This is a genomic window from Vreelandella indica (assembly GCF_037070225.1).
Taxonomy (GTDB): Bacteria; Pseudomonadota; Gammaproteobacteria; order Pseudomonadales; family Halomonadaceae; genus Vreelandella; species Vreelandella arctica.
In genome coordinates this window covers 37,849-60,314 of record NZ_JBANSO010000026.1, presented here as the reverse complement: position 1 = coordinate 60,314, position 22,466 = coordinate 37,849, and the positions used below count along the sequence as shown (strand labels likewise).

At 54.8% G+C, this 22,466-nt stretch carries 17 protein-coding genes and 1 pseudogene; 8 read left to right on the top strand and 10 right to left on the bottom strand.

The features are described from left to right. The first annotated feature begins 32 nt into the window (after positions 1 to 32). A complete protein-coding gene (gene nirB, locus V8L71_RS16535; protein WP_336274824.1) occupies positions 33 to 2,555 on the top strand; it encodes a nitrite reductase large subunit NirB in 2,523 nt (840 codons plus the stop codon). A gap of 31 nt (positions 2,556 to 2,586) precedes the next feature. Next, positions 2,587 to 2,988 carry a nitrite reductase small subunit NirD gene (nirD, locus tag V8L71_RS16530; protein ID WP_101148027.1) on the top strand — a complete coding sequence of 134 codons (402 nt, stop codon included), beginning with the start codon at positions 2,587 to 2,589 and terminating at the stop codon, positions 2,986 to 2,988. A gap of 111 nt (positions 2,989 to 3,099) precedes the next feature. On the opposite strand, the gene V8L71_RS16525 is transcribed toward nirD, so the two are convergent. After that, a complete protein-coding gene (locus V8L71_RS16525) occupies positions 3,100 to 3,936 on the bottom strand; it encodes an alpha/beta fold hydrolase (protein ID WP_336274818.1) in 837 nt (278 codons plus the stop codon). Positions 3,937 to 4,145: 209 nt separating this feature from the next. Here V8L71_RS16525 and V8L71_RS16520 point away from each other — a divergent pair, with 209 nt between their 5' ends. Continuing rightward, a complete protein-coding gene (locus V8L71_RS16520; protein WP_336274817.1) occupies positions 4,146 to 5,075 on the top strand; it encodes a cation diffusion facilitator family transporter in 930 nt (309 codons plus the stop codon). Positions 5,076 to 5,091: 16 nt separating this feature from the next. Here the strand turns inward: V8L71_RS16520 and V8L71_RS16515 are convergent. Continuing rightward, positions 5,092 to 6,251 (bottom strand): annotated as a pseudogene (locus V8L71_RS16515) (MFS transporter). A gap of 137 nt (positions 6,252 to 6,388) precedes the next feature. On the opposite strand from V8L71_RS16515, the gene V8L71_RS16510 reads away from it, so the two are divergent. Continuing rightward, on the top strand, positions 6,389 to 7,777 hold the full coding sequence (locus V8L71_RS16510) for an aminotransferase-like domain-containing protein (protein ID WP_336274816.1): 1,389 nt from the start codon (positions 6,389 to 6,391) through the stop codon (positions 7,775 to 7,777). A gap of 3 nt (positions 7,778 to 7,780) precedes the next feature. Here the strand turns inward: V8L71_RS16510 and V8L71_RS16505 are convergent, their stop codons facing one another. From V8L71_RS16505 to V8L71_RS16485, 5 genes are all read right to left on the bottom strand, one after another. After that, positions 7,781 to 9,271 carry an alanine/glycine:cation symporter family protein gene (locus V8L71_RS16505; protein ID WP_176304913.1) on the bottom strand — a complete coding sequence of 497 codons (1,491 nt, stop codon included), beginning with the start codon at positions 9,269 to 9,271 and terminating at the stop codon, positions 7,781 to 7,783. 328 nt (positions 9,272 to 9,599) lie between these two features. After that, entirely contained in the window at positions 9,600 to 10,361 is a 762-nt protein-coding gene (locus V8L71_RS16500; protein ID WP_101148022.1) for a metallophosphoesterase, read from the bottom strand. A gap of 29 nt (positions 10,362 to 10,390) precedes the next feature. Further along, positions 10,391 to 11,206, bottom strand: a complete 816-nt coding sequence (locus tag V8L71_RS16495; RefSeq protein WP_336274815.1) for an alpha/beta fold hydrolase — start codon at positions 11,204 to 11,206, stop codon at positions 10,391 to 10,393. Between the two features lie 776 nt (positions 11,207 to 11,982). Next, positions 11,983 to 12,534: a spermidine N1-acetyltransferase gene (gene speG / locus V8L71_RS16490; RefSeq protein ID WP_336274814.1), complete on the bottom strand. Its 552-nt coding sequence runs from the start codon at positions 12,532 to 12,534 to the stop codon at positions 11,983 to 11,985. 130 nt (positions 12,535 to 12,664) lie between these two features. Further along, positions 12,665 to 13,885 (bottom strand): NAD(P)/FAD-dependent oxidoreductase, encoded by a 1,221-nt coding sequence (locus V8L71_RS16485; protein ID WP_336274813.1) that lies wholly within the window; start codon positions 13,883 to 13,885, stop codon positions 12,665 to 12,667. 115 nt (positions 13,886 to 14,000) lie between these two features. Between V8L71_RS16485 and ltaE the strand changes: the two genes are divergently transcribed. Further along, positions 14,001 to 15,008: a low-specificity L-threonine aldolase gene (gene ltaE / locus V8L71_RS16480; RefSeq protein ID WP_336274812.1), complete on the top strand. Its 1,008-nt coding sequence runs from the start codon at positions 14,001 to 14,003 to the stop codon at positions 15,006 to 15,008. A 28-nt stretch (positions 15,009 to 15,036) separates the two neighbouring features. Here ltaE and V8L71_RS16475 read toward each other — a convergent pair whose 3' ends face one another. Both V8L71_RS16475 and fhuB read right to left on the bottom strand, forming a co-directional pair. Continuing rightward, complete coding sequence (locus V8L71_RS16475; RefSeq protein WP_101148017.1) at positions 15,037 to 15,651, bottom strand: LysE/ArgO family amino acid transporter; 615 nt, start codon at positions 15,649 to 15,651, stop codon at positions 15,037 to 15,039. Positions 15,652 to 15,785: 134 nt separating this feature from the next. Beyond that, a complete protein-coding gene (fhuB, locus tag V8L71_RS16470; protein WP_336274811.1) occupies positions 15,786 to 17,786 on the bottom strand; it encodes a Fe(3+)-hydroxamate ABC transporter permease FhuB in 2,001 nt (666 codons plus the stop codon). A 318-nt stretch (positions 17,787 to 18,104) separates the two neighbouring features. Here fhuB and V8L71_RS16465 point away from each other — a divergent pair, with 318 nt between their 5' ends. Both V8L71_RS16465 and fhuF read left to right on the top strand, forming a co-directional pair. After that, positions 18,105 to 18,872, top strand: a complete 768-nt coding sequence (locus V8L71_RS16465; RefSeq protein WP_336274810.1) for an ABC transporter ATP-binding protein — start codon at positions 18,105 to 18,107, stop codon at positions 18,870 to 18,872. A gap of 125 nt (positions 18,873 to 18,997) precedes the next feature. Continuing rightward, positions 18,998 to 19,789 (top strand): siderophore-iron reductase FhuF, encoded by a 792-nt coding sequence (gene fhuF, locus V8L71_RS16460; RefSeq protein ID WP_336274809.1) that lies wholly within the window; start codon positions 18,998 to 19,000, stop codon positions 19,787 to 19,789. A gap of 3 nt (positions 19,790 to 19,792) precedes the next feature. Here the strand turns inward: fhuF and V8L71_RS16455 are convergent, their stop codons facing one another. Continuing rightward, positions 19,793 to 21,445, bottom strand: a complete 1,653-nt coding sequence (locus V8L71_RS16455) for a multidrug ABC transporter permease/ATP-binding protein (protein ID WP_336274808.1) — start codon at positions 21,443 to 21,445, stop codon at positions 19,793 to 19,795. A 153-nt stretch (positions 21,446 to 21,598) separates the two neighbouring features. On the opposite strand from V8L71_RS16455, the gene V8L71_RS16450 reads away from it, so the two are divergent. Continuing rightward, complete coding sequence (locus V8L71_RS16450; protein ID WP_336274807.1) at positions 21,599 to 22,465, top strand: LysR family transcriptional regulator ArgP; 867 nt, start codon at positions 21,599 to 21,601, stop codon at positions 22,463 to 22,465. Position 22,466: the final 1 nt, after the last annotated feature.

Here is a 22,466-nt window from a genome sequence, read left to right as displayed (position 1 = left end):
CTAACGACGTTACTAACGGCGTTACTCAGAACATGACAACTCCTGAACAGCTCATCATTATCGGCAACGGCATGGTCGGCCATCACTTGGTCGAGCAGCTCGTCGATAACGGCGCCCTAGCGCGCTATCAGGTCACCGTGTTTGGCGAAGAGCGACACCGCGCCTACGACCGGGTACATCTGTCCGAATACTTCAGTGGCCGTGATGCCGATTCGCTGGCGCTATGCGAAGCGGATTACTACGACGTAAGCGGCGTGGAACTGCGCACGGGCGAGGCCGTAATCGAAATCGACCGCAACACGCAAGAAGTGGTCACCGACCAAGGCCGTTACCAATATGACCGCCTGGTGCTGGCCACCGGCTCCTTCCCCTTTGTGCCGCCGATTCCCGGCAACGACCGCGATGGCTGCTTGGTGTACCGCACCCTGGACGATTTGGACGCCATCCAAGCCGCCGCCGAAAACGCGACTACCGGCGTAGTGGTGGGCGGTGGCCTGCTCGGCTTGGAAGCGGCTAACGCCCTACGCGGCCTAAACCTGGATACCGCCGTGGTGGAATTCGCTTCACGCCTAATGCCCATGCAGGTTGATAACGAAGGCGGCGAGCTGCTGCGCGAAAAAATCGAAGCGCTGGGCGTACAAGTACTCACCGAGCGCGCCACCCAACGCATTGAAGATGGCGAAGCCAGCCGCCACCGCATGGTCTTCCAAGACGACAAGGTGCTGGAAACCGACCTGATTGTGTTCTCCGCGGGCATTCGCCCCCGCGACCAGCTAGCCCGTGACTGCGGCCTGGAAATTGGCGAACGCGGCGGCATCGTAGTAGATAACCAGTGCCTGACCAGCGATCCTGCTATTCTCGCCATTGGCGAAGTAGCACTCTGGAACCAGAGCATTTTCGGCTTGGTGGCACCGGGCTACCAGATGGCCAAAACGGCGCTGTCGACGCTAACCGAAGGCGACATCCAGTTTGGCGGCGCCGACATGAGTACCAAGCTCAAGCTGCTGGGTGTGGATGTGGGCTCAATTGGCGATGCTCACGGCAACCAGAACCCCGGTGCGCGAATGTTTCGCTACCTGGATCCCATCAAGCAGGAGTACCGCAAGCTGGTGGTCTCCAGCGATGGTAAAAAACTACTGGGCGCCATGCTGGTCGGCGACAACGGCGTTTACGACACGCTGCTGCAGTACTATTCCAACGGTATTGAGCTGCCCGCTGAACCCGCCTCGCTGATTCTTCCGCAAAGCAGCGGCGCCGCGCCCACACTCGGCCCCGGTGCACTGCCGGAAACCGCCACCATCTGCTCGTGCCATAACGTTACCAAGGGCGATATTTGCGCCACCATTGACGACGGCGCGGTAGATTTAGGGGGTGTCAAAGGTGCTACCAAGGCCAGTACTGGCTGTGGCGGCTGCACCGCGCTGCTTAAAAGCGTGGTAGATCACGAGCTGGAAGCCCGAGGCGTGGAAGTCGATAAATCGATTTGCGAGCACTTCGCCCATACCCGCCAGGGGCTTTACGATATCGTTCGTGTCGAGGGCATTAAAACCTTCACCGACTTGATTGAAAAACACGGCAACGCCGACACCTACCGCCTGGGCTGCGACATCTGTAAACCCGCCGTGGGCTCTATTCTGGCCTCCTGCTTTAACGAGCCGATCACCGATGCGGCGCATATCCCATTGCAGGATACCAACGACACCTTCATGGCCAACATGCAGAAAAACGGCACCTACTCGGTGGTGCCGCGTGTGGCTGGTGGCGAGATTACACCCGACAAACTGATCGCCCTGGGCGAAGTGGCCAACAAATATAGCCTCTACTCCAAGGTGACGGGCGGCCAGCGTATCGACCTGTTCGGCGCGCGGCTGGAAGACCTGCCGGATATTTGGAGCGAACTGATTGCAGCAGGCTTCGAGACCGGCCACGCCTACGGCAAATCACTTCGCACGGTGAAATCTTGTGTGGGTAGCACTTGGTGCCGCTACGGCGTGCAGGATAGCGTTGGCATGGCGATCCAGCTGGAGAACCGATACAAAGGCCTGCGTTCCCCTCACAAGATCAAATTCGGCGTTTCCGGCTGCACCCGCGAGTGCGCCGAGGCCCAGAGCAAAGACATTGGCATTATCGCCACCGAAAACGGCTGGAACCTCTACGTGTGCGGTAACGGCGGCATGCGCCCGCGCCACGCCGAACTGTTCGCCACGGATCTCGACGACGAGCAGCTCTACCGCACCATTGATCGCTTCTTGATGTTTTACGTGCGCACCGCTGACCGGCTGCAACGCACCTCAGTATGGCGTGAAAACCTCAATGGCGGTCTGGAGTACCTCAAAGAGGTGATTCTGGAAGATAGCCTGGGTATCAACGACGAGTTGGAGCGTCAGATGCAAACCGTGGTGGACACCTACCAGTGCGAATGGGCAGACGCCATCAGCGACCCGGAAAAACTCAAGCGCTTCCGCAGCTTCGTCAACGACGACCGTCCGGATCCGTCAATCATTATGACCTCCGAGCGCGGCCAGCCACGGCCAGCCCAGACTACTTCTCACTGACGCTTTTGAATAGCTATAGAAGAGGCAACCCATGACCGCAACGGCACTGAAAAAAGAGATGGATATGGCGGATGTTCAAAACAGTAAGGCATGGCAAAAAGCCTGCACCAAAGCCGACCTAGTCGCGTTCTCCGGCGTCGCCGCTTGGTTGGAAACCGCCGACGGTCCCGCCCAGGTCGCTATTTTCTACTTGCCCGGGCTGCGAGGGCAGAGCGATGAACTCTATGCTCTCGATCATCATGACCCCTTCTCGAACGCCAACGTAATCGCCCGAGGCATTGTCGGCGACCTTAAAGGCGCCCCAGTAGTCGCCTCGCCTATCTACAAGCAACACTTCCGTCTTGAAGATGGCCAGTGTCTGGAGGATGAAAGCGTCAAACTGCGCACCTGGAAGATCGAATTTAAAGGTGATGAGGTGTGGGTTGAGGGGTAAAGGGGTTATTTAGCCCGATAAAACGACAACGCCGCCTTCAGGGCGGCGTTGTCGTTAGCAGGCGGTAACTCTCTCAAACGTTATTCATCCAGATGCTTATTCATCCAACCCCTAATCATTCATAAACTGAATCAGCGCCTGATTAAACGCATCTGGGTGCGTGGCATTCAGGCCATGCGGGCCACCCTTGATCACTTCCGTCTTCGCGTTGGGCAGTAGCTCCTGGGCCCGCTTGCCGCTGACCTCAAAGGGCACGATGCCGTCTGCATCACCGTGCAGCACTAGCGTGGGAATATCGATCTTAGGCAAGTCTTTGCGGAAATCGGTGTAGCTGAAGGCTTTGATGCAGTCGTAGGTCGCTTGGGGTGATGCAAAGGCGGCAATATCACGATGATACTGACGATTTGGTTCACTGATTAAATCGCTGCGCTCACCGGCAGCAAAGAAGTTCTTGGTAAACTCTTCCAGGAAGGCGATACGGTCGCCCTTTACTCCCTCCAGGAACTGATTGATCGTCGCATCGTCCAGGCCACCTTCGGGGTTGTCGTCAGCTTTATATAGGTAAGGCGGCACAGCAGCGGCAAACACGGCTTTACTCACCCGGCCAGTGCCGTAGCTTGAGAGGTAGCGGGCCACTTCACCGCCGCCCATGGAAAAGCCCACTAGAGTGGCATCGTGTAGATCCAGCGTGTCGATCAATTTTTTAAGATCTGTTGCGAGCGTATCGTAGTCGTAGCCGCCATCGGCCTGCGTCGACCAGCCAAATCCCCGGCGGTCATAGGTCACGACTTTATAACCCGCCTCAACCAGCGCTGGCACCTGTTTTTCCCATGAACGGCCACTGAGTGGCCAGCCATGAATGAGTACCACGGACTTACCTGCCCCACGCACTTCGTAATAAAGCTCTACCGGCGTGCCCTGCTCCGTTCCTACGCTCAGCATTGGCATCGTCTCACCCTCCTGTTTGGCTTAACGTGAATCAAATAAACGTGCTCTAAGGTTAGTAGAACTGGCGGTGCTGTCCAAAAGCAGGCGTTGGGCAGTCTGGTCAGAAAACAGGACGGAAGACATCGGCACGGCGCCGTCGATAAGTCGCTAGCAAAATTGCTATGCTTAGCGGCTATTTATACGGTGTGCACACTGGAGCAGAAACGTTCGTGAAGACAGAATCGAGTACCTTGGCCTTCTCCGCTTTTATGGCGCTGCTCATTGGCTGTGCAGGCATCGTGGCCACGCTGGCCTCTAACTCTCAAGCTATCCTGCTGGATGGGCTATTTAATCTGATCTATTTCAGCGTTGCCCTCGTAACCATTAAAGTCAGCAAGCTTGCCAGCCGCCCGGACAGCGAATCCTACCCTTTTGGCTATAGCTACTTCGAGTCGCTGGTCAATCTTTGCAAAGGGCTGCTGATTTTAGGTGTTTCCATTTTTGCACTGGTGGATGCTGTCGCTGCGCTACTAACAGGCGGTCGTGACATTGCCGCTGGGCTTGCCGTTATCTACGCCCTTTTTGCCACTGCGGCCTGCTCGCTTACCGCCTGGGTGATGCACCGCAGTCAGCGCCATGTCAGTAGCCCTCTGGTGGCGGCAGACAAACTCAACTGGCTAGTCAACAGCGTCATTTCTGCCGCCGTACTCGCGGCGTTTTGTCTGGTGATGCTGTTTGAACACCTGGGCTGGCAGACCATTTTGCCCTACGTGGATGCGGTATTGGTGATTGCGGTGGTGGTGCTGTGCTTGGGCGTACCGGTGCGCATGGCTTCCCAAGCGCTGCAGGAACTGCTTAACAAGACCCCGGAAGAGGCCATCGCAGCCCCCGTCCGCCGCGCCGTTGCGAATGCCCTGGCGGGCACTGACACGCAAGAGGTGCGCGTGCGCATGGTTCGCCCTGGCCGCCTGCTGTATGTGATGGTGCATGTGGTATTGCCAGAGGAACCCAATCTGACCATCGTTTATCAAGATGCGCTGCGCGCACGGATCGATGAAGAAGTGCGCCGTTACTATTCGCTGGTGGTGTGTGACGTGGTGTTTACCGCCAACACCCGCTGGGCCGCGCCCTCTTGCGGGCTGCTGGTCGAAAAAGGTTAGCTTGAATGATCGTCGATCACGTGAGCGCTCTGCGCAGCAAGGCGAACGCTGTGATCACACCGCCCAATAGCGCAAAACCAAACAGCGTTAGCGCCAGGGTATGCCCCACTGCATCAATGAGCACTCCGGTCGTGATCACCGGGAGGCTGAAGCCAACATACGCCATCAAAAAATAGCCTGCGCTGGCCTGAGGCGCGGAGGCATCGGCCGCTGCCAACACACCACTCAACCCACCCAGGTAGATAAACCCATAGCAAGCGCTGCTGGCAGCCACCGTGCCCAGCAGCACCGCTGCCAGGTAGCCTTGAACGGCTCCCCAGGCGATTAGCGCATAGGCCATCGGTAAAATCGCCAGCCCCAGTCGCGTCGCGCTTCGTGGTGTGAACCTTCTTGCCCAAGGCTGAAACAGCACCCCGCAGCTGCAAATACCGAACGTGGCGAAGCCGCTCCAGGCGGATAAACCGTGTCGCTGCAGGGCGGAAGGGAGTATCGCAATCACTAACCCCACCGTCGCCCAGGCCAGCAAAATAGCCAATCCAAAGGCAGAAGCGCCCCGAGGATAGCTGGGCAGACGCAGCAACGAGCGTTTAGTGGCACTCGGCGGGCTATCCTCCAGTGTGGTGACCACCACTAGCGCCAGCGCCGCGGCGACTAGGTAAATCCATAGGCTGGGCGGCGACACACTGGGGGTGTGAAAGAGAAACAGGCTGGTGACCGCTGCCCCCAGGCCAAACCCAAGCGAAGTGCTGGCCGTCACGACGTTGGTGGCGACGCGATTATCATCCCTATCCACGAGCAGTTGCATATACGCAGGCGCCACTGCCGACGTTAATCCCATGCTGATGCCCAACAGAAAGCGGGCAACCCCTAGTGCCACCAGGTTGGGAGCTATCAAGATCATCGCCGTCGCCATCAGGCTTAACAGTAGTGCAGCAATGATCATTGGCTTGCGCCCCACCCGATCTGCCAAGCCATTTAAGCCCAGCAGTACCGGCAAGAAACCGCCACATAGCAAGCAAAGGCGAACGTGGTTGCCCCTACCCCCAAGCCATCGCGCACCGCCAGTGCATCGTAGAGCGGCGCCTGTAAATTGACTGCCGTGGTAATCATGCACAGTGCAAAGGCCAGGCCAACAGCGCTACGTTGGGCGATGGTTCGATTTAAAGCGCGATTCATAGCGTTATCCTAAATAAGCCAGTATTTGAACCGCTAAGCTCCCACGCTTGCCGATCACCGGTAAGGTACACTTACCCACCACTTTCAAGACACTGTTCCGCCCTTTTCAAGAACAGTTGTGAGCCACAGGGTCAGCTATGAAGCTTAAGGTTAACCGCGACGCCCCCATGCCCATTGCACAGCAGATCGAAACCGGTATTCGCGCCTGGATTGCAGCGCACGGTGCCGGTGGTGGCCGCCGTTTACCCTCTATTCGCTGCTTGGCAGCGACCCATCACATTAGCCGTAACGCGGTGATTGACGCCTATGAGCGACTGGTAGCTTCTGGCTTAGTGCGCTCACGGCCCGGGTCAGGTTTTTATGTGGCGGATAGCGCAGCAGCACTGGTATCGCAACCAGCAGCTACGAGCAGATTGGAAGAGGTCACCAATGGCCTGTGGGGGCTTTTCAGTGCCAACGAGCACACGCTCAAACTGGGCTGCGGCTGGCTGCCCAGTGATTGGCGCGAGGGTAATGACCTGACCCACGCCATCCGCCAGGTCGCGCGTAAAAGCCGCTCGGGAATTTTCGAGTACAGCACGCCCCAGGGGCCAGAGGAATTGCGCGGCTTGATCCAGGAACGCCTGCGGCCCCTATCGATTACCGCTAATGCCGAGCAGATTGTGATGACCGGCGGTGGCAGCCACTCGCTGGATCTATTGGTAAGGATGCTGCTTGACCCGGGCGATGTGGTGTTCGTGGAATCACCGGGTTATTACAACCTGTTCGGCCTGCTGCACTTACAGCGCATCCGCGTGATTGGCGTACCGCGATTGGCAGATGGGCCAGATATCAAGCGCCTGGAGGCGTTACTGGCGCAGTACCAACCCAAGCTTTTTTACATTAACAGCGTGTTTCATAACCCCACCGGGAGCACTATTACCCCAGCAGTGGCTCACCGGGTACTGCAGCTCGCCGAGCAGCACGATTTTCAGATTATCGAGGACGATATCTACGCGGATTTTCAGCACGCACCGACGACTCGCCTAGCGGCCTTGGACGGTTTGAGTCGGGTACTCTATCTGGGTAGCTTCTCAAAAAGCCTCTCCTCTTCGCTGCGGGTAGGCTTTATCGCCTCCCCACCCTCTCAGGTGCAGCGCTTGGTCGATATCAAGATGCTGACCAGCATTTCCGCATCGCGCTTTGCGGAGCAAGTGGTCACTACCATGCTGCAGAACGGCAGCTATCGAAAGCTGACCGAGCGGCTGCGCGCCAAGCTCGCCAATCAAATGGCGTTGGCGCTAGGTATTCTCAAAAAGGCAAACTGGGAGGTTTATACCGAACCGACAGGGGGGATGTTTGTGTGGGCCAAGCCACCGGCCGCCATCACGCCAGAGGCGCTTTCTGAGCTGGCTGACCGGTGCGAGGTAATGCTGTCACCAGGACATCTATTCTTTGCGGATCATCAACCAACCCCCTGGCTCCGGCTAAACGTTGCCTATATGCAGGATCCCAGGGCGAAGGCGTTTATTGATACAGTCCGTTGAACCCTACCCTTCCTTGACCTCTTTCACTGGCCATACATCGGCATCCACAAGCTCTGGGCGTTTCAGTATGGCAGGGTCAAATAGTGGTTCTTTAATACCTTCACGGCGCTGGCGCTCATAGTCTTTCAGCACGGCTACGGCGATTGGCCCCATGATTAGTATCGCAAACAGGTTAGTAGTCGCCATCAGCCCCATCGCAAGATCGGCAAAGTCCCAGACGACACTCAGTTCAGCCACCGACCCGAGCAGCACCATGACGATCACAATCACCTTGAACACGCTCACCGCTTTTGCGGCGTGACGGCGGAACAGGAATTCGATATTCACCGCCGAGAACGAGAAGTTGGCCAAGATTGAGGTAAAGGCAAAAAACAGAATCGCCAGCGCAATGAATATCTCACCAAACCCGCCTAGATGATCCACCATGGCATCCTGGGTCAGTTGAATACCTTCAATACTATCGCCCGGCGACTCCGACATCAGCCGCTCATAAACACCAGAAAGCAGAATCACTACCGCCGTGCAGCTACAAATCACGATGGTATCGACGAACACGCCGAAAGATTGCACTAAACCCTGGGCCGCCGGGTGTTTGACGGACGCCTGGGCCGCCGCATTCGGGGTGGAACCCATGCCCGCTTCATTGGAGAACAGGCCACGCTTGACGCCGTTTTCCATTGCCGCTTTGATCGCATAGCCAGCCGCGCCACCCACCGCTGGGCCCAGTCCAAAAGCACTCATCACAATCAGCGAGAGCATGTCGGGCACGGCAGAAAGGTTGGTGACCAGTATCCAAAGCGCCACGAGCAGATAAGCAATCGCCATCGCTGGCACAATTTTCTCAGCGGTACGCGCTACCGACTTGAGGCCGCCATAAATGACAAAACCTGCCAAGATGGCAATTACGACGCCCGTCAGCCAATTGGGAATACCAAAAGCGCCATTCATCCCTTGCGCGATGGTATTGGATTGCGCCGCGTTAAATGCCAAGCCATAAGCAATAATCAGAAACACCGCGAACAGCGCGCCTAGCCAGCGCCACCCCAGGCAGCGTTCGATATAGTAAGCCGGCCCGCCGCGGAATACGCCATCCTCGTTGCGATGCTTATAGACCTGGGCCAAAGTCGACTCGATAAACGCGGTGGCAAAACCCAGCAGCGCGGTCACCCACATCCAGAAAATTGCCCCAGGCCCGCCAATCCAGAGCGCCAGGGCCACACCAGCGAGATTACCGGTTCCGACTCGCGCTGCCATCGACGTCGCAAAGGCCTGAAAGCCACTAATACCATCTCCAGCCCCACGGGCAGAGAACGTCACATACGCCATGTGCCTAAACAGACGAAACTGCATACCTCGGGTCATAATGGTAAACAGCAGGCCAGCGCCTAACAGTAGATAGACAAGAATGTAGCTCCAGATAAAGTTACTGACAGGCATCATGATGGTATAGAGACCATCGCGCAGCGGGGCAATGAGTAATTCGAGGGTCTCCATGGGAATGCTCTCCAGTTAGCGTTTGTTCACACTCGGGTGCCTAGAAAACCCAGCAAGTCCCCTAACCCAATGTGTTGAAGTGACCGCCGAAAACCCGACGCCACACACCGATTCTAGCCAGTTTTTGTACCAGTCCCAAAAAACATGCATAAAAAAGCGGCCCGCAGGCCGCTTAGCGTGTTCAACGCTGCGTGCTGCGCTTCAAGCCGCTGACGATCTTCATGTTACGGCAGCGAATACCGGATTACTTTTTTATAGGTACTTAGCAGCTTTTCTGGGTGCCAAAATAGCCATCAGATAATCACAACCCAATGAAATAAAAAATTTTTCATACATCAATCACAAAATCTGGCTTAAACAACTCAGGAGTGAACTCATAGGGATAACCACCGGGGTTAGCGATAACACGCGTACCGTTGCGCAAAATATCTATTGGTTCATGAACATGCCCATGCACCCACATATTCATCTTGCCCATTAGGTGCGGTAGGTTGGAGGCAAACGCGGGGGATAACGCGTCGCCTAGGTATTGGCCAGGAATACACTCATGCAGCGGTGCATGATGGCTGATCACCACCTTGGGGCCGTCAAACGGTTGGGCCAGTTGGCTTTCAAGCCATGCTAGCGCTTCAGCATGTAGCTGGCGGCTCGCTAGCGGGGTGAACGTTATACCAGGAGATGCCTCGACGATCTTAAAATCGGGCATATAACGCAGTGCTTTTGACTCGGTATGGGCAGGGTTTTGGGTCGGGTCATTGGCATAGAGCGCGAAGTCCGTCCACAGTGTTGTGCCGTAAAAGCGCACGCCGTCGAGGGTTACCGCGCGATTATCCAAAAGCTCGATATTGAGGCGCTCGGCTTCGCGCGCCAACTCTTCACGCAGCTGCGGCATGCATGTTCCGTAGAATTCATGGTTGCCAGGTACATAAATAATGGGCCTGTCCGGGAATCGGTGACGCGCCCAGGCAAGCCCTTCGCTCTCGCGATGAATATCGCCAGCTAGAATCACCACGTCGGCGTCCACTTCTGGCAGTTCGCGGTTGCCGTCGAAAAACTCCAAGTGTAGATCAGACAAAATACGCAGGCGCATAAGGCTCCTTGTGGCTTTCATCACGGTAGCTAGCGTGAACGATATTCAACAAACCGGCTGACCAGACTCACTACATCGGCTTCACACTCACGATGAGGGACGTGGTGAATATTGGCCAGCATTTCACAGTGTGCAGGGCCGTTGATATAGCGAACCATACGCTCCGGCTGACGGTGCGAGCCATACTCATCTTTCTCACCATGAATAACTAAGCTGGGACACGTCACCTGCGCCAATGCTGGCGTTAATGACCAGTTTTCAAACGCTGGATTTAACCAGGTTTCTGTCCAGGCATTGAGTACCCAATGGGCTTTATCACCATGATATTTTTCCAGCTTGGCAAGCTGTTCTGGCGCCTGAAATACCCCTTTGGCTTCCACAATACCGTTTCGCGTTCGTGCTTCGTTAAATGCCTGGGCAGAGATGGTAATCAAACCATCGCACTCATCGGCATATACCCCCGCGCAGTGAACAGCCATACAACCGCCTACGCTATGCCCAAGGGCAATAAAGCGTTTAATATCCAATGCATCACGAAGGACAGAGAAATCTTGAGCCGGTTCATCATCGATAAAACTCAATGGCAACGTGTCGTGGCGGGCATCAGAACGGCCGAAACCAAGGCGATCATAGGCGACTACGGTGCGCTGGGTGGCTGCACACAGCGCCGCAGGAAAGCTACGCCATAGCTCAACGCAACCTAGTGAGTCGTGCAGCAGTACGATAGGGCTTTGTTCAAGGGACGCGGCACTGGCTGGTTGCCAGACACGTGTTAATAGTCGCCCCTCTGGGGCATCTATCATGCTGTCATGGTGTACAACCGAGGCGGAAGAGAGATAAGTCATTAGAAGATACTATCGTTATTTTTAGTCTTTTATTAACAATAACATATTTTATTTTAAGCCTGTTCCCCTTTACCCAGAGGTTTTATAACAACCTTTTATGCTGCATCGCAGCATAAAGAGGCTATACTTCATATGTAGTCCCATTAGGAGGACCATATTATGACGTTTCTCATACCCTCCCATGCACGCGATAATGAAGTTCTGGAGTTTTGGAGCTTGAATGCCCAGTGGCATCGTGCCGCAGCCGAGGCGCTGAAAGCCTATTTAGGTTAATTCAGGTGCTTTTGACTCTTTAAGACTAAAAGATAATCACCGAAGCCGGGTTAATTCCCGGCTTTTTATGACTATGAAAAACTTTTTCATTCAAATGGATAGAGGTGTCAGTAGGCTAATTGTAAGCATATGCTTACACAAAATGGCAAATTACCTACATCATTTGGACTACCCGAAGCTCGCAAAAGCCCTTATTATCCTACCCAGAACTAAAATGCTGCTTCGCACAAATTAATTTGTGTACAAAAAAGGCTATGAATAAGGCCTTTCACTTAACCTCTGAAAAGGGAGTGGACGCTATGCAACACTCAGTGAATCAAGGACAGACAAGGGATGCCGATATTATGGAAGTATGGGCACACCGCGCACGACAACAGCGCGCGGCCTTTGACGCGATCAAGGCCTACTTAGGCTAAAGGGATAAGTAGTTAACACTATTCATACGCCTCGTCTCCGCGAGGCGTTTTATTGTGTAGTTTTATTAGGGCGTTTTGCTGTAACGCTTACAGCCAGTTAGATTCTGGCGCATCGACGCTATCTATCTGGCCGAGGTAGGCGTCCTGCAGGATATACATACGCTTCACATCCCTATATTTGCCATTGATAAAGAACTCCTGCACTAGGTGCCCTTCCTCAATAAAACCGCTCTCCTCGTAAAGATGGATCGCTTTGACGTTTTCCACCGCCACAATGAGATACACCTTGTGCAGGTTTAAGATCGTGAACGAGTAGTGCAACGCTTGGTGAATCAACGAACGAGCAAACCCTTTGCCCTGATGATCGGGAGCAATGATGATTTGAAATTCAGCGCTGCGGTGGATGTAGTCGATCTCAATCAGCTCCACCAAACCAATCGCGTTACCATGGCTATTTTCCGCGACAAAGCGCCGTTCGGCATTGTCATGAATGTGCTTGTTATATAGCTCTTCCAACTCATCAAATGACTCGTAAGGTTCCTCAAACCAGTACGACATGATGCTCTGGTTATTATTGAGCTCGTGGACAAAGCGCAAATCATTGCGCTCCAGTGCCCTTAAAAATAGTGTGTGGCTCATTGTCCTCTACTCTGGTGGGTATCCCATAAGAATACCCGTTTCTCCTTGGCTCGCTGCTAAATTTTAAGGGCGCTGTGAACTCTGTTTTAAGTGCTTAGGTGTTTTGTGATGATTAGGTGGTTTTTGATGGTCAGGTGGTTGTAGCTATCCGCTTGAATGAAAATAGCTCTGCCAGCGGATGCTCTTCTCCTTCGATCAGCGCGCGCAGTAATTTTGCACCGATCATGCTGTAGCTAATGCCATTGCCACCATATGCCATGGCGAAGTGTACGCGGGGCCCATGGGCCTCATGGGGGCCAAAAAATGGCAATCCGTCTTTGGTTTCGGCAAACGTACCGCCCCACGAGAACGTTGGATTAATATCCAGCTTAGGCCACAACGCCTCTACTTTGCTCGCCAGCCCCTGGGCTTTCTCTTCGACCCGCGCGTCGCGACGCTGGGGGATATCTTCATCATCATCGTCGCCACCTACAAGCAAGCGGCCATCGCAGGTAGTTCGTAGATAGAGATAGGGCCGCGCAGACTCCCACACCATGGTATGGCGTAATTTACCCAGTGCTTTGGGTGAGAGGGGATCGGTGATTAGCGCGTAGCTACTGCGGTTGATCGCCACGCTTTCCGGCAACCAAGCTTGCGATTCATAGCCTGCCGCCATCACCACGTGCTGGCAGCGCAGGTTGGAGCCATTGGTCAGTGTCAGCGTGACTCCCTGATCATCCGGCGTCATCGTCTCCATTTGTGTTCGGTCATATACCTCACCACCACGCTCAACCACCCTGGCAAACAGCTGATAAGCCATACGGTAGGGGTCAATACTGGCGGCCAACTGGGTAAGAATAGCGCCCGGTGCTGCAAAACCGTAATCGGCTAAAATAGTGTCGCGCTCAAGCCAAGAGGCGTCGAAACCATGCTTTTGGCGCAGCGCTAGCTCTTCTTTGAGTGACGCAACATCCTCTTCATCACTGGCATAATAAAGGCTTTGTTGACGCGCAAAATCCACATCCCCCAACCCTGCCGCTAACGTTTCGAGCTCTCTAATCGCCTCAGCACAGGCACGGTAAGCGAGCACAGCATTCGCTTCTCCATAAAGCTTCGCGAGCTCCGTCATATGGGTATCAATTTCATATTGCAATAAAGCAGTGCTGGCGGCGGAACTGCCCCAGCCAATATCACGCCGTTCAAGCACCACGACATAATGACCATGGCGGCTTAACTCGTCCGCAATTAACGCCCCCGTAATACCACCACCGATGACGACAATATCGCATTGGTGATCGCGAGCAAGCGGGGGATACGCTTTAAGCAGGCCGTTTTTTACAGCCCAAAAGGGGTAGCCACTTTTTAGATCCATCGGGTTGCCTATGCTTGAGAGACTTGCAGTATGCTGTTAACCATAGATGGTTCTTATAAACTTGCTTAAAAAATTTAATCTAAGTTGTTGCCCTTACACAAAAAAGGAGATCTGCATGATTGATTTACGCAGTGATACGGTGACCCGCCCCACTCCCGCCATGCTGGAAGCCATGATGGCAGCGCCGGTAGGTGATGATGTGTGGGGCGATGACCCAACGGTGAATGCGTTTCAAGCCAACCTGGCCGAGCAGGCAGGCAAGGAAGCCGCGCTGCTATTTCCTAGCGGCACACAAAGCAACCTAGTGGCGCTAATGGCTCACTGTGAACGCGGTGATGAGTACATTGTTGGGCAGTCAGCCCACACTTATCGCTATGAAGGCGGTGGCGCGGCGGTATTGGGGAGCATCCAACCCCAACCCATTGAGAATGCGGACGATGGCTCGCTACCTCTGGAAAAACTAAGCGCCGCGATTAAAGCCGACGATTTTCACTTTGCCCGCAGTAAACTGTTGGCGTTGGAAAACACCATTGGCGGCAAGGTACTCCCGGCAGACTATGTGCTAAAAGCGACCGATCTTGCTCGCGAACGCGGGCTGGCAACACACTTAGACGGCGCACGTCTATTTAATGCCGCCATCGCTACCGATACATCGCTTAAACAGCTTTGTCTGCCCTTCGATAGCGTTTCCCTTTGTTTTTCAAAAGGCCTAGGGACACCGATGGGGTCGGCGTTGGTGGGTTCTCAAACGCTGATTGATAAGGCTCGCCGTTTACGCAAAATGGTAGGCGGTGGTATGCGACAAGTGGGCATTATCGCTGCGGCCTGTCAATACGCCCTGGATCACCACGTTACCGATCTCAGCGAAGATCACCGCCGTGCCGCTCGATTGGCGGAAGGGTTGGAGAAACTGCCAGGGGTAGAGATCACCTCGCAAGCCACCAATATGGTATTTGCACAAATTCCCGACGCCCATGTCCAGCCACTATCCGCCTGGCTAAAAGAGCATGGCATATTAATTGAGTTACTGTACGCCACCCGTTTTGTGGTCCATCACGATATCAATGATGCCGATATTGATAAAGTAGTAGCGGTGATGGAGGCCTATTTCAGCCGTCACTAAATGCTAACTAACTTGCTCACTAAGCGGTTTAGCTAAGAGAAGTTGCTCCCAGGGCAAGATGAACGGCGATGCCTGCCATCATTAACCCAATCAGACCATCGATGATGCGCCAAGCGATAGGCTTTGACAGCCAAGGCGAAAGTGCGGCGCCACCCCAGGCCAGCAGACTAAACCAGAGTATGGAGGCCGTAGATGCCCCTGCCACAAAAACACCGGCGCTCTCCTGCTGAGCGCCGATGGCGGGTATCAACAGCAGCGTATCCAGGTAGACCTGAGGGTTGAGCACGGTGACGGCAAGGGTTGCGAAAATCACTTTCGTTAAGCTAGGCGCTTTGCCCGCTTCGGCTCTCAACCCTTGCCGTCCACTGACGGCTCTAAATAACGCCTGCGCCGCCAACCAGCTTAAAAACACCACGCCCACCCAGCGCATTGCCTCCAGCGCACTGGGCATCGTCAGCAGAAAGGCGCTCACCCCAAACATACCCGCCGTGAGCAGGATAATATCCGCACTCATGCACAGCCCCGCCGACCACCAGTGATACTCGCGGCGAATAGCCAACCCTAAGATATAAGCGTTCTGCGCCCCAATCGCCATGATGATGCCGCCGCATACCAGCAGCCCGGTGAAGTAGCTTTCCCACATTGCCTAGCTCCCAGTGCCAGAATAAGTATCGTGTTAAACAAACGTGGCACTAAGATAACGAGCAAGCTGGATAACTAATAATCATCCTGCTAATGGGGCATCAGTTTTACTTATAAAGGGATGCTTTTAGCGAATTAAAGCCGCCGCAGCCCCCACATAAAGTAGGCACCGCCAATCAGTGAAGCGACCAAGCCTGCCGGTATCTCGTAAGGGAAGATAATCTGACGCCCTACCCAATCCGCCAGCACCATTAGCAGCATGCCGATCAATGCCGCTCCTAGCAGATTCTGCTTAGCTCTGGAGAAACCCACCAACCGCGCCATATGCGGCGCCAGTAGGCCAATAAACGAAAGCGGCCCCACGACCAGCGTGGCGCAGGCGGTTAACAGCGCGACAAGCAGCAGCAGCGCCAAGCGGGCGCGGTTGAGGGTTACCCCAAGCGCCTTGGCCGTCGGCGCGCCTAAGGGCAAGATATCCAGCCAGCGGGTAAAGGGCAGCGTCACCAGTGCCAGCACCGCAGCAATCCCCCCGACCACCACCGCATTGGTGATATCCACGTAGTAGGTAGAGCCTGCCAGCCAGGCAATGACCTGCTGGCCGCGGGGGTCGCCGCCCGCCAGTATTACGCTGCGCACCGCATCGAACAGCGCACTGATCGCCACCCCAGTAAGCAGCAAACGCTCGGGGAGAAAGCCACTCTTGCGGTTGATACCCACCAGTACCAGCAGTGTTGCAAACGCGCCTAGAGTGCCTACGCCAATCAGCATCATATTGGTGGGTGCGGGCAGTAAGAAAATGCCGAGAATTAGCGCAATAGCACAGCCACCGCTGATGCCCAACACTTCAGGGCTGGCCATGGGGTTGGCAGAAAGGCGCTGTAGAATCGTACCTGCAATCGCCAGCATCAAGCCGCTTGCCGCGGCTGCCATGACGCGAGGCAGGCGCCACTGCATTACGCCCCAGTTATTAGGTGCAAGCCAATACCAACCATCCACCCCCTGGCCAAATAGCAGGCCTAGCACTGTCGCGGCGAGTAGCGCGAGTAGTAAGCCAGCGGCTAACCGCGAGGGTGCAGGATGACGGTGCGTGAAGACACCCGTGCTTTTCGGTGGCCGATCTCCCTGTAGCTTTAAACGCGGAATTAGCCACATTAATAGTGGCGCACCTAAGGCACCGGTAATCGCCCCGGTGGGAATCAACGTTGCTGCCATACCAGAGAACTGCTGTAACAACAGATCCGTTGTTGCCAGCAGGACGGCTCCCAATAGCGTCGACCAGAGTAACCGTGGCCCTAACCGGCGCGCGCCAGCCATGCGCACAATATTGGGTGCCGCCAAACCGATAAAACCAATAATGCCCACCACGCTAACAATGCTGCCGGTAATAAACACCGCCAGCCCCATGCCCGCAAAGCGTAAATAGGCAAGCGATACACCGAGGCTCTTGGCACTGGCATCATCCAGCTCCAGCACCGCCAAGGGGCGCAGCAAAAACCACGCGGCCACGCAGCTAATCGCCAGCCGGGGCCAAAGTATCGCAACGCCGTCCCAACCATTTTGCGCCAGCGAACCCGCGCCCCAGATCAGCAGCCCCGAGAGCGCTTCGTGATTAAACAACAGCAGCGCCGTGGAGAGTGCCCCCAAGTACAGATTCACCACCAACCCGGCCAACACGACCACAATCGGCGCTAAACCGCGCCGCCACGAGAGCAGGAAAACTAACCCCACCGCCAGCGCCCCGCCCAATAAGGCGACCCATTCGCGCCCTGCAACGAGCAGCCCCGGCGCCAGCAAGGTGGCAGTCATCAGCGCCAGATTAGCGCCCGAGGCCACGCCAAGCGTGGTGGGCGAGGCCAATGGGTTGCGAAGCACCTGCTGCATGAGCACGCCTGCCAACCCTAAACCGCCCCCGGCCAGTAGCGCAATCGAAAGGCGCGGCCACCACGTGAAATAGAGCAATAGTTCATTAACGTTTTCGAATGAGGGCGCCACTAACGCCCGCAGCCCCAGCGTAAAACCACCTTGGCCCTGCAGGCTTACCCAAAAAAGAACAAACATCGGCAAACTAAGTAACAGGCAGGCTTTTGCAGGCGATAGGCCACGCATTTTCTGAGCTAACAGTACTGAACCTAACATGATGCGTTGGCCCGTATCGCCGCCGGATTCAGCACAGGAATGAAAACAGTAGTTGGCGCCCCAAGCACCTTCATTTCTTGCAACACCATTATGAGAGGCATGATCTGCGCCTTAGCAATTTCTGGACGGTAGTGGTTAAAAAACAGATAATTCTAAATGATAACTATTAGCGCTACAATTGATAACCTGATTGCGGGAGAAAGCCGCAAGATAAAAGAAGCCTTAAACGGAAATCTTTTTTCATATTTTTGTTAAAAATGAGAACCATTAGCACTAGAATGGAGCCATTGTTATTTACCCCGCTCCCAGGAGTCATTCATGTTCGAGGTCAAAGGCGCCACCTTTGAAATCAATGGCAAACCAATTCTGAATCCCATTGAGCACTCCTTTCATGAAGGCAAGGTTTACGGCTTGATTGGCCATAACGGCTCGGGGAAATCGACGCTGATCAAGCTAATGGCACAGCAGCAGTCGATAAGCCAGGGTGGGATCCACTTTGACCAGCGCCCGCTGAGTGACTGGGGAAATCGCGAATTCGCGCGCCAAGTGGCGTATTTGCCGCAGCATTTACCCAGCGCCGAAAACCTGACCGGGCGTGAACTGGTGGGGTTTGGTCGCTACCCTTGGCATGGGCTGCTAGGCCGCCACACGCAAAAGGATAAAGACGCCGTGGCGCGCGCCATTGCGCTAACCCACACTGAAGCCTTTGCCGACCGCCTGGTTGACACCCTTTCTGGCGGCGAGCGCCAGCGGGTGTGGCTGGCCATGCTGCTGGCTCAAGGCAGCCGTTTTCTGCTATTGGATGAGCCACTGGCGGCGTTGGATATCGCTCACCAAATGGAAGTGCTGGCATTAATTCGCAAGCTATGTGATGAGCTTAACCTAGGCGTGATTATCGTTCTGCACGACATTAATATGGCGTCGCGTTACTGCGATGAGCTGATGGCATTGCATAGTGGCCGCCTGCTAGCCCACGGCACACCGGGCGACATGATGTGCGATAGCACTCTAGAAGCGATTTACGGCCTGCCTATGCAGGTCATGAAACACCCTAATGGAGAGCACAATATCGCCGTAGCGCAATAACGCTATTCTCCGTGGGCGGCACTTTTAAAAGCACTCATTCTCAATCAAGCACTTCAACTGATACGCATTATCGATTAAGCTGAACATACTGTTATTTTCCCAGCGCCTAGTGTTGGAGTCTGGTTATGCCCCTTGCCCTGCGTCAGCCACAACTGTTCGAGCCTTCATTGGCCGCTTGCTACACCGGGCCGTTGGCGAACTTTATGCCGCCCCTTATTGGCAGCGCACCACCGCTGGAAGCGTTCAAAGCCGCCCGCTGGCGGGATGGTAACTGGCTCAAACAGGACCTAGAGCGCTTCTCTGCACAGTACCCAGGCGGTGACTCACGAGCAGTGGTATCCCTTTGGTCAAAGTGGCACTTCAGCGCCCTGACCGTGCCCACACTCACGGCCAATTTGCTGCTTAACCGAGACCTACCGGTGGGGCTGGATGACCTTCAAGTCATCTTCACCGAAAAAGGTGCTACATCGCGGCTATGGTTACCCAACGAAGGCGCGAGTTTAACCACCTACGACCCGTATGAGCGCTTTACAACGTTAATTGATCAGCACTGGGCGCCGTTGATTGAGCAGTTAGCGGCCATCTCCGGCGCTGCGCAGCGGGTGTTCTGGAGCAATGCCGGTGGTTACTTGGATTACTACGTGCGTGCGCTGGCCGAGCACCCACTGGTCAATGAAGCGGCGCTCGAAGCCGCTAAAGCGCTGTTAGAAGCGCGTACCCTGCCCAACGGCAAACGTAACCCGCTATTTCAGCCAGTGCAGCACTTTACGCCCAAGGGTAGCGAGGAAGTTAAGCGAGTGCGCAAGCTCTGCTGCCTGCGCTATTTACTGGACGAGTTTGATACCTGCGGCAACTGTCCACTGGAAGATTGCGACCTACAAGCACGCAAGCATGCCAAACAAGTCGCGAGACCATAGTCGTTACATATTAATTTGTGTTACCGCATCCTCGCTTGCTCGCACGCGTTCCTCGCCCTTCAGCTCGCTTAATTGCCCCTTTGACATCTCCAGCAAGCGGTCAGCGTGGACGAAGTAACTGTCGTCATGGCTGATGGCGAAAACGGTTTTGCCCATCGCTTTTAAGTGCGGTAACAGCTCGCGGTAGAACAGCCGCCGGAACTGCGGATCCTGGTCCGCCGCCCACTCATCCAGCAGTAAGATATCGCGCTTTTCTGCAATCGCCAGCAGTAGCGCCAAACGCTTGCGTTGCCCTTGGGAAAGCTGGGTATTGATGACGCGATCCCCTTCCCACTGTAGTTTATGCTGCATCTGCAGTCGCTCAAGCCAGGTATCAACGACGTGCGTGTCAGCGGGGAGCCCGGCAGGGCCCATGGTCTGATCAAATTGATGAAAATCGGTAAACACGCTAGCAAAACGGGCGCGAAATGCACCCCACTGGGCGGCACTGATCACTTGCCCATCGACTTTAATGAAACCGCTTTGTGGGCGGTATAACCCCGAAAGTAGTCTTGCCAGGGTCGACTTGCCGCTGCCGTTCCCACCAATCAGAAAGACCTGCTCTCCACGCGCCAGAGTGAGATTAATTGGCCCTACCTTAAAACCTTCGCCTTGCTCAGTGTGCGGATAGTGGTAAGTGACATCGACCAACTCAAGGCGCTGCCAATCGGCGAGAGTATCATCTACCGCAAAGCTTGGCTGGTACTCGGCTAGCTCCAGACTGCTCAATTTATCAAACGCAACCTGAGCACTAATCAGCGTTGGCCACGCACCCACCGCTTGAATCAGCGGCGTGCGAAGAAACAAAAGCGTTAAAGCAAAGGTGGAGGCCACCGTGGTATTCGCCCAACCCAACCCATTAGAGAGGAAAAACACCACACCGATGGCGCCTAGCATCATAATGTTAGACCAGTTGTTAGCACTTAAATGGTAAGTGTCAGCGCGGATAATATGGTGGCGATAATCGCGGGCATTGGCAGTATAGCGCTCATCAAAAAAGCGCCGGGCACGGTCGCGGTTCAGTGCCAACTCTTTGCGCCCTTCAATGGCCGCCTGGAAATCTTTATACAAGCGGTCTTCGCTTTCACGCACTAGGTGAAAATGGCGATATACCTTAGAGACCAACCACCAGCCTACGCCCATGGTGAACGCCATCCACAGCACGGTGATCACCACCATTTGCGGCGAAAGCCATGCCAAATAAGCCACCGAAGCCAGCGTTAGCACCACACCCTGAATCAATTCCGGCAAACGCACAAAACCGATGGTGATATTGCGCACATCGCTGGAAAGGCTAGCCAGCAATGTGGAATTACCTAATTGCTCTAAACGCTCAATATCGGTATCAAGAATGCGTTTTACCAAGCGTGAGCGCAGGTCGAACACAAAGTAATGCCCCAGCAAAGTGAGCGCCAACTGAGTGCCTAGGGTGACCGCAAGCAGTACCACCAAAAGGCCTAGAAATTGCGGTAATGCAGCCAGGCTGCCGACCTCTATTAACCGCTGATTGATAAACGCAATAACGCCCACCCCGAGGCCAGCGCTCAACAGGCTCAGACCCATCGCGCCTAAAAAAGGCCAGCGGTAATGACGAAATACTAAGCGCAGCAGCTCCATTATTGCCTTCCACCATTGCTGTATAAGCGGCGAATTGTGCCGCACTGATGGGTCAAGTCAATAAAGAACTGATTTTCATTTGCTTTGGGAGGCATTTGTTTCATCATCACTTTTTGATTAACGTCATTACTCTTCTGAACTTGGAACATCGCCATGCTCGATTACAAACTGCTTCATGCCTTGGCGACCGTAGTGGAGTGCGGCGGCTTTGAGCGCGCGGGGGATGAATTGGGGCTGTCACAATCTGCCGTGTCCCAACGTATAAAAGCACTGGAAATTCGCCTTGGCCAGCCAGTGCTGGTTCGGCACCCGCATTTAGCTCCAACCCCTGCTGGCCAGCGGCTGTTAACCCATTATCAGCAGGTACGGCTATTAGAACGTGACCTGCGTGGCTCACTACCCACCTTAGATGATCAGGCGCCGCGCCTGCGTATTGCGATTAATGCGGACAGTCTGGTCACCTGGTGGGCCGAGGCTGTTGCCACTATTTGTCAGCAAGAAGGCGTGTTACTGGACCTTGTGATTGAAGATCAAGATGTCGGACTCAAGCGGTTGCGCGATGGAGATGTAGCGGCGTGCCTATGCGCCACACCGCAACCGATTGCCGGGGCGCGCTGCGTAGCGTTAGGGGAAATGCGCTACCATCCCCTGGCAACCCCTGAATACGTTGAGCGCTATTTTTCAGATGGTCCGACGACAGAGAACTTTCAGCGTGCACCAGCCATCGTTTTCGGCCCCCACGACCAGTTACAGCATCGGTTTATGGCGCTGTTTGGTTTCCACAGCCACTTTCCTTATCACCTCTGCCCCTCTTCAGAAGGTTTTGTTCGCTTAGCCTCGGCGGGGATGGGTTACGGCATGATGCCGCAGCTGCAGACAAAGGAACTCATGCAAAGCGGCCAACTGGTCAGCGTGGCGCCAGGTCACTCTTTATCGGTGCCGCTCTACTGGCATTTTTGGCGCCATAGCGGAGAGTTGATTCAACGGCTTACCCAGCACTTGAGTCATATCATTTATTAAG